The 6,752-nt window shown below is 35.3% G+C and carries 7 protein-coding genes; 4 read left to right on the top strand and 3 right to left on the bottom strand.

Annotated elements, in window-relative coordinates; genetic code table 11:
• Window positions 1-70: 70 nt before the first annotated feature.
• The 3 genes from J5G60_RS15320 to J5G60_RS15310 all read left to right on the top strand — a co-directional run bounded on the left by J5G60_RS15320 (window position 71) and on the right by J5G60_RS15310 (window position 3,104).
• The gene (locus J5G60_RS15320) at window positions 71-682 is read left to right on the top strand and encodes a 3-keto-5-aminohexanoate cleavage protein (RefSeq protein ID WP_150358649.1); all 612 of its coding nucleotides are present in this window, start codon (window positions 71-73) and stop codon (window positions 680-682) included.
• Window positions 683-699: 17 nt separating this feature from the next.
• Window positions 700-1,647, top strand: a complete 948-nt coding sequence (locus tag J5G60_RS15315) for a 3-hydroxyacyl-CoA dehydrogenase family protein (protein ID WP_150358650.1) — start codon at window positions 700-702, stop codon at window positions 1,645-1,647.
• 140 nt (window positions 1,648-1,787) lie between these two features.
• Window positions 1,788-3,104, top strand: coding sequence for a gluconate:H+ symporter (locus J5G60_RS15310; protein WP_150358651.1), 1,317 nt, complete (start codon window positions 1,788-1,790; stop codon window positions 3,102-3,104).
• A gap of 119 nt (window positions 3,105-3,223) precedes the next feature.
• Here the strand turns inward: J5G60_RS15310 and J5G60_RS15305 are convergent, their stop codons facing one another.
• The gene (locus J5G60_RS15305) at window positions 3,224-3,997 is read right to left on the bottom strand and encodes a sulfite exporter TauE/SafE family protein (RefSeq protein WP_150358652.1); all 774 of its coding nucleotides are present in this window, start codon (window positions 3,995-3,997) and stop codon (window positions 3,224-3,226) included.
• A gap of 1 nt (window position 3,998) precedes the next feature.
• The gene (locus J5G60_RS15300) at window positions 3,999-4,574 is read right to left on the bottom strand and encodes a TetR/AcrR family transcriptional regulator (RefSeq protein WP_150358653.1); all 576 of its coding nucleotides are present in this window, start codon (window positions 4,572-4,574) and stop codon (window positions 3,999-4,001) included.
• Window positions 4,575-4,773: 199 nt separating this feature from the next.
• On the opposite strand from J5G60_RS15300, the gene J5G60_RS15295 reads away from it, so the two are divergent.
• Window positions 4,774-5,106 (top strand): hypothetical protein, encoded by a 333-nt coding sequence (locus J5G60_RS15295; RefSeq protein ID WP_150358654.1) that lies wholly within the window; start codon window positions 4,774-4,776, stop codon window positions 5,104-5,106.
• A gap of 121 nt (window positions 5,107-5,227) precedes the next feature.
• Here J5G60_RS15295 and J5G60_RS15290 read toward each other — a convergent pair whose 3' ends face one another.
• A complete protein-coding gene (locus J5G60_RS15290) occupies window positions 5,228-6,625 on the bottom strand; it encodes a DHA2 family efflux MFS transporter permease subunit (RefSeq protein ID WP_150358655.1) in 1,398 nt (465 codons plus the stop codon).
• Window positions 6,626-6,752: the final 127 nt, after the last annotated feature.

The following is a 6,752-nucleotide window of genomic DNA, read 5'->3' as shown; positions in this document are numbered from 1 at the left end:
TAATTATTGGCTTAAATTTACTGGCATTAAAATCAAAAATATTATTTTACGTTGGTACAAAACTTAGGTAATTAAAAGTAAATGCGATGTTGTTATAAACTTAACAACTTCTGGAGATTTAAATGCTACGGATGAAACTAGAATGGCACATCTAGTTGAATTAAAGCCTGAAATGGCCTCTTATGATGCAGGTACAATGAATTGGATGAATAACTCAGTGTTTTATAATACTCCGGCATTCCTAGAAAAGTTGGGTAATTGTATGAAGACCAATAATGTTAAACCAGAAGTAGAAATTTTTGATGCAGGAATGATATACAATACGTTGTATTATGTAAAAAAAGGAGTTTTAGATGTACCAACACATTATCAGTTAGTTTTAGGAGCAGCTGGAGGAACTATAGCAACTGTTGAAAACCTTGTCTATTTAAAGAATTTACTTCCTAAAGGTTCTACCTGGTCAGCTTTTGGTATAGGGAAACAACATTTGCCAATTCTCTATGCAACTATTGCACTTGGTGGACATGTTCGCGTAGGACTAGAAGATAATATTTATTATTCTTATGGGAAAATTGCCAAATCAAATGTAGAATTTGTAGAAAGAGCAGTTAGAGTAATTAAGGAAGCTAATAAAGAAGAGGCTACGCCAGCAGAGGCAAGAGAAATATTAGGTATAAAATAACTAGGAGGAAATATAAAATGATAAAAAAAATAGCTGTAATTGGTGCAGGAACGATGGGACACAGTATTGCAGAATGTTTTGCCCTTTATGGATATCCAGTAAATTTGTTTGATACCAATTCGGAGACATTAAAAAATGTAAAAAAGACAATGGATAAGGATTTGTCAGAATTAGTGGAAGGAGGTCTATTTAGTGAGGAAGCTATCGTAAAGTCGCTGGATAATGTTACACTTTTTAATGATATGGAGAAAACAGTAGAGGATAGAGATTATATAATCGAAGCTGCACCTGAAAAAATTGATATAAAGAGAGATATATTTTCTAAATTGGATAAATATGCACCTAAAAATGCAGTTTTTGGAAGTAACACCTCCAGCTTATCATTAAGTGAAATGCTGACAGCTGTAAGTGATGAAAGGAAAAAGAGAATGTTAGTGGATCATTTTTATAATCCGGCACTTTTGATGCCGATTATTGAGCTGTCGTTTTTTGGAAATATGCCAGAAGATATTTTCAAAGAAATACAGGAGATCTACAAATTCATAAAAAAACAAACAGTTAAAATTTTAAAAGATGTACCAGGACTTGTTGCTAATCGTATTCAACAGGGAGTTGCCAGGGAAGTGTTTTCACTTATGGAACAGGGAGTTGCCGAACCAGCTGAAATAGATAAAGCGTTAAAATTTGGTCCGGCATTTCGTTATGCCACAACAGGTCAATTGGAAGTTGCTGATCTTGGCGGTTTAGATATTTGGTGTACTGTAGGAGATAATTTGTTAAAAGTGATGGACAACTCAACTTGTGCAAATCCGATTTTACGTGAAAAAGTTGAAGCTGGAAAACTGGGAGTTAAATCCGGAGCAGGTTTTTATGACTATAGGCCGGAGGAAATTGAAGCTCTTAAAAAAGAATTTAATAAACGCTTAATTCATCAGCTGAAGGCTTCTGAATTCTATATTAAATGAAAACGGTGCAAAAATCATCTGTATTATTTTGTATGTTAATTGAGTATGACCTTGAGTTAGTAATAGAGTAATATTACTGGCTTAAGGGTGATACTGAAATAATTTAGAGATCAATTTTGGAAGAAGGAGTGAATTATATTATGCCTCTTATTATTTTGGCAGTAGGTATCGCATTTCTTTTTGTACTATTAGTTAAATTTAAACTCAACGGATTTTTATCCCTTATGCTGACCTGCTTGGTAGTAGGTGTGGCAGAAGGATTGCCAATAATGAAGACCATTAGCTCAATTGAGTTAGGTGTAGGAGGAACACTAGGACATCTTGCAATAATTTTAGGCCTTGGAGCAATGTTTGGCAGGCTTATGGCAGATGGTGGAGGAGCTCAGCGTATTTCGATGACTTTAATTGAAAAGTTTGGTAGGAAAAATGTTACCTGGGCAGTTGCATTGACAGGATTTATTGTTGGTATAACACTATTTTGGGAAGTTAGTTTTGTTGTACTTATTCCGATTATATTCACCATAGCTGCAACTGCTGAGATTCCATTATTAGAAGTTGGTATTCCAATGTTGGCGGCCATATCGGTGACTCATTGTTTTTTGCCGCCGCATCCTGGTCCAGTTGCTGTAGCAGGAATTTTTAAAGCCAATATTGGGTTGACATTAGCTTATGGAATAATAATAGCAATACCAGCCTTAATTGTTTCCGGGCCATTATATTATAAATTGGTTAAAAACAACAAATCTGAAATACCAAAAGGCCTGGCTATTGCCAAAGTATTTAAAGAAGAGGAACTTCCTGGTTTTGGAATAAGTGTTACCACAGCTCTTATACCTGTAATTCTTATAGCAGGATCATTATTAATTGAATTTTTTGTTCCCGAAAATTCATATGCACATACGTTTTTATCCTTTATTGGAAATACAGATATGGCATTGTTAATAGCTTTCTTTATTTCATTATATACTTTTGGATTTCGTGTGTGTAAAAAGATGCCTGAGTTAATGAATAGTACGGTAGAAGCGGCCAAGTCTATTGCAATGATTTTACTCATTATTGGAGGTGGTGGTGCCTTTAAACAGGTTATAGTTGACAGTGGAGTAGGAAAATATGTAGCAACCTTAGTAGTAGGACTGCCTATATCACCATTAGTATTGGCCTGGGTTATTACAGCTCTTATAAGAGTAACAGTTGGCTCTGCGACAGTAGCATTATTTATGTCTGCTGGAATCTTATTGCCATTGCTCGCACAAACAGGTGTTAGTCCAGAATTAATGGTGTTGGCTGTTGGATGTGGCTCTATGTTCTGTGATCCTCCTACTGATGCGTCTTTCTGGATGGTTAAAGAATATTTTAGTTTGACTTTTCCTCAGACACTTAAAATTTGGTGCGTACAGACATCGATTATTTCAATAATGGGATTAATTGGTGTAATGGTTTTGAGTCTGGTAGTCTAAAATAAGTACAGGTTATTGATAGGTATAGATTTATACAAAACTAAATCTATAAACTAAATCTATACCTATAATTTAAATGATTATGAAAACTGAACTATATACCAGCAGAGCATATGCGTCTATTTAAAAATCAGCATTCCACCCATTACAACGATCATGGTGAAAAGTGCTGGTCGAAGAATCTTTTCTAATTTTTTCTTATCTATGCGCTTGAGAAGGAACGGGCTTGCAAAAGCTCCACATACTGTACCCACAGCTAAAAGTCCTACGAGTTTCCAATCGATATTTCCCAATCCAAGATGTGTGATAAATCCAGTAATAGCTATGCCAAGTAACACGAGTACTGAAGTCCCCACTGTTTCAAGTACCTGACATCCTAAAATCATAAGTCCTGCTACAATTGGACCGCCGCCGCTTAAACCGACAAGCCCGGACATGATTCCCCCCAGCAGGCCAAAACAAACCGCTTTAATAATATTGGATCTCTTAGTTTGACTAACATCTTGGGAATCATCTTTCTTTTGGTTACTTTTTGTGAATGAAATAAGCATCTGTACGGCCAGTAATACCAAGATAATTCCGGTCAGTTTATTATACAAGTTCTGTGGCAGCAGTCCGGAACACAGTGAACCTATAATTGAACCGACTACACCTCCGATTAGCATGGTAAGGCCTAAATGTAAATTTACATTTCCAGCCTTCCAGTGGCTTAAGGTCCCAACCGCGGTGGTAGGAATTATAGTTGCAAGCGAAGTTGAGGCTGCAATGGCAGGAGGAATGTTGAAGAAAGCAGTGAGAATCCCCACATAGACAGCTCCACCGCCGCCGCCAAGGGAAATAATAAGCAGACCGACTGCAAATCCAACTATAGGTAAGGCAATATATTGAACCATGCTAATTATCCTCCCTTGTATTTAAAGTTGATATCAGACATGAAACAAGCTGTTCGAAGCTTTTATCCACATCGGCTTCGGTGCTCTGAAAAAACCCTACCTCTTCTAGGGAGACAAATCCGTGAAGGGCACTGCGGAACCCGCGGACAAAATGAATGGTTTTTTCTTTACTGTAGTGATAAGATTCCATGACCTGGTATAATATATGGACAACAGCATGACCTGCTTCCTGAATACTTCTATCATTGTAAGCGGGAAATCTCAAAATTGCCTTGTAAAGTTCCGGATTTTCTCTTGCAAATTTACGATATGCCAAAGCAATTGTCATTAACGCATCGCCCTTTGACCGACCAACTGCTGCACTGCGGATGGTGTCTCCGAGTCTGGAGATAGCAAGCCTTGCAATGCCCAATGAGAGTTCTTTAAATCCACTAAAATGATTGTACAGTGATGGTGATTTTACACCCAATTTTTCCGCAACCTGTAGTAAGGAAACATTTTCAAGTCCATTTTCTTCCACCAACTCTGCTGCGGTATTTAGGATTGTCTCTGTATTTAACCTTCTTTTTGCACTCATATTAATCTCCTTTATATAAAACTATAATAAATTTATTATAAACTAATATGATTAGTTTGACAATAATTTAATTTGAACTTTCAAGAATATTTTAGGTGTATAATATAAGTAAAGAAACTATACGTATGAAATACAAAAATATCTGCAATTCCATAAGTTTATAAAGATTATGTATTTTTAAAGAAAGGATGAATGTGCAATGACTCAAAAGTTGTGGTTATGGTTATGGTTGTCCGTTGTTATGGTTATTTCCGGTGCATTGTTACTGTATCCTATTGGAACAACAGCCTTAAATATCATATTTGTTGTAGTTAAAATTGGCATGTTAGCGGGTTTAGTTATACTTCTATTTTTAAGAAAAAAACTTGGCTTTTATATTTGGGCTTTATTTTCTATCGGTGCTGTTGTAATGACTATAATTAAGTGGAACATAGTGGGAAGAGTTTCTTTTCTTATAATTGCCAGCATTGTTGTTGACATCCTTATGCCTGTTGTCGCATATGTACTTATAAAAAAATATGGGGTCATTTAGAACTGCAGCTAAATGGATGAAATTTAGATAATAGATAGCTTTTTACAAAACCTATCTATTATTTTTTTGACAATGCTGCTAGAATTATAGCAGCATTTAAAATAAACCGGAGATATTGTTGTTATTCCGATTTTAAAGTAAATGACAGAAAAAGACCAAATAAAACAAGCACTGTTAGAGCTAGTACTGCGGTATTGAATCCAGCAGTAACAGCGGCTTGTTCTGAAGCCAAGTTATTTAAAGCTTTTTGCTGTGAAGCCGACATAATGCCTATAAATAATGAAGAGCCAATTGCTGCTGATAATTGTTGAAGTGTATTTAATATAGCCACTCCGTGTGGGTAGTATTCTCTCGGCAATTGATTAAGGGAGCTTGTTTGAGATGGTGATAATGTGCTGCCAACTCCAATACATACTACTATATAAATAATTGTAATCTTTGCAAGAGATGTATCAAGAGTCAGTCGTGACAAAATAAATAATGATACAAGCATTATAGCAAATCCTACCTGTATTAAAATTTTTGCTCCTAATTTGTCGTAAATTTTACCTCCTATAAGTGTCACAAATCCATTGATAAGTGTTGCTGGAAGCAGTATCATTGCAGCTACAAAAGTTGTTGTTTTAAGTGCTCCTTGAAGAAACATAGGTAACATTACATTCATAGTAAATATCGTCATCATGGAAATCATGACAAGTGCTACACCAATTGAAAATAAAGGAAATTTAAAAGTACGTATTTCCAACATAGGTTCTTTTAGGGACAATTGGCGTTTACCAAATGCTATCAATGTGATCATTCCAATAATAAATGTTATACCAACTATCTTCGTATTTCCACTGTCCAGACTACTTAAGCTGTATATAATTCCTCCAACCCCAATGGTTGATAATATAATTGATGTGATATCAATTTTTGGTTTTGTAAGAGTCGATACATTTACTAAATAAATATGTCCAAATATCATAGCTAGTATTATAAGTGGAATTAACATTATAAATAACACATGCCAGTTGAAAAATTGTAATATAAATCCTGAAATTGTCGGTCCAAGTGCCGGCCCAAGCTGAATTGCACAGGCACCTATAGCCATTGCTGAACCGCGTTTTTTCTGCGGTGTTATAAGTAGTATTGTATTCATCATAATGGGAATCATCATTCCAGTACCCGAAGCTTGCAGCATTCTGGAAATAAGTAATATTGGGAAAGTCTTAGAACAAGCTGTACATATTGTCCCAATCAAAAGTATTACCATAGCTCCCAAATACAACTTTTTTAATTCGAATGATTGGATTAAAAAAGCTGTAACTGGTACCATAACAGCTACAATCATCATATATGCAGTAACTATCCATTGTATTGTTCCCGCTGTGACGTTCATTTCCTCCATGAGAATGTTTAATGCAACATTTAATATGGTTTCATTAAATACTGCTAAGAACCCACTAAATGCCAACACTGCCAGCATTGCCTTTATATTAATTTGTGTTTTAGGTTTTAATGTTTTTGAATCTTTCATTGAATTGATCTTCCTCCTTTTTATTAAGTTCGTACAGTTAATGTCCAAAAAAAAGCAAGTAGTATTGACAACCGGATTTACGTTATCAAAACTACTCGCTGTATATATATTATATAATAAGTTATAT

Source organism: Clostridium sp. HV4-5-A1G (assembly GCF_900184915.1).
Lineage (GTDB): Bacteria > Bacillota > Clostridia > Clostridiales > Clostridiaceae > Clostridium_B > Clostridium_B aromativorans.
This window is presented reverse-complemented; position numbering and strand designations above follow the sequence as displayed.

What these genes read in the sequence shown, in the direction of transcription:
- J5G60_RS15315 (WP_150358650.1), top strand. Translation starts at nt 700, where the DNA reads ATGATAAAAAAAATAGCTGTAATTGGTGCAGGAACGATGGGACACAGT.
- J5G60_RS15310 (WP_150358651.1), top strand. Translation starts at nt 1,788, where the DNA reads ATGCCTCTTATTATTTTGGCAGTAGGTATCGCATTTCTTTTTGTACTA.
- J5G60_RS15305 (WP_150358652.1), bottom strand. Translation starts at nt 3,997, where the DNA reads ATGGTTCAATATATTGCCTTACCTATAGTTGGATTTGCAGTCGGTCTG.
- J5G60_RS15300 (WP_150358653.1), bottom strand. Translation starts at nt 4,574, where the DNA reads ATGAGTGCAAAAAGAAGGTTAAATACAGAGACAATCCTAAATACCGCA.
- J5G60_RS15295 (WP_150358654.1), top strand. Translation starts at nt 4,774, where the DNA reads ATGACTCAAAAGTTGTGGTTATGGTTATGGTTGTCCGTTGTTATGGTT.
- J5G60_RS15290 (WP_150358655.1), bottom strand. Translation starts at nt 6,625, where the DNA reads ATGAAAGATTCAAAAACATTAAAACCTAAAACACAAATTAATATAAAG.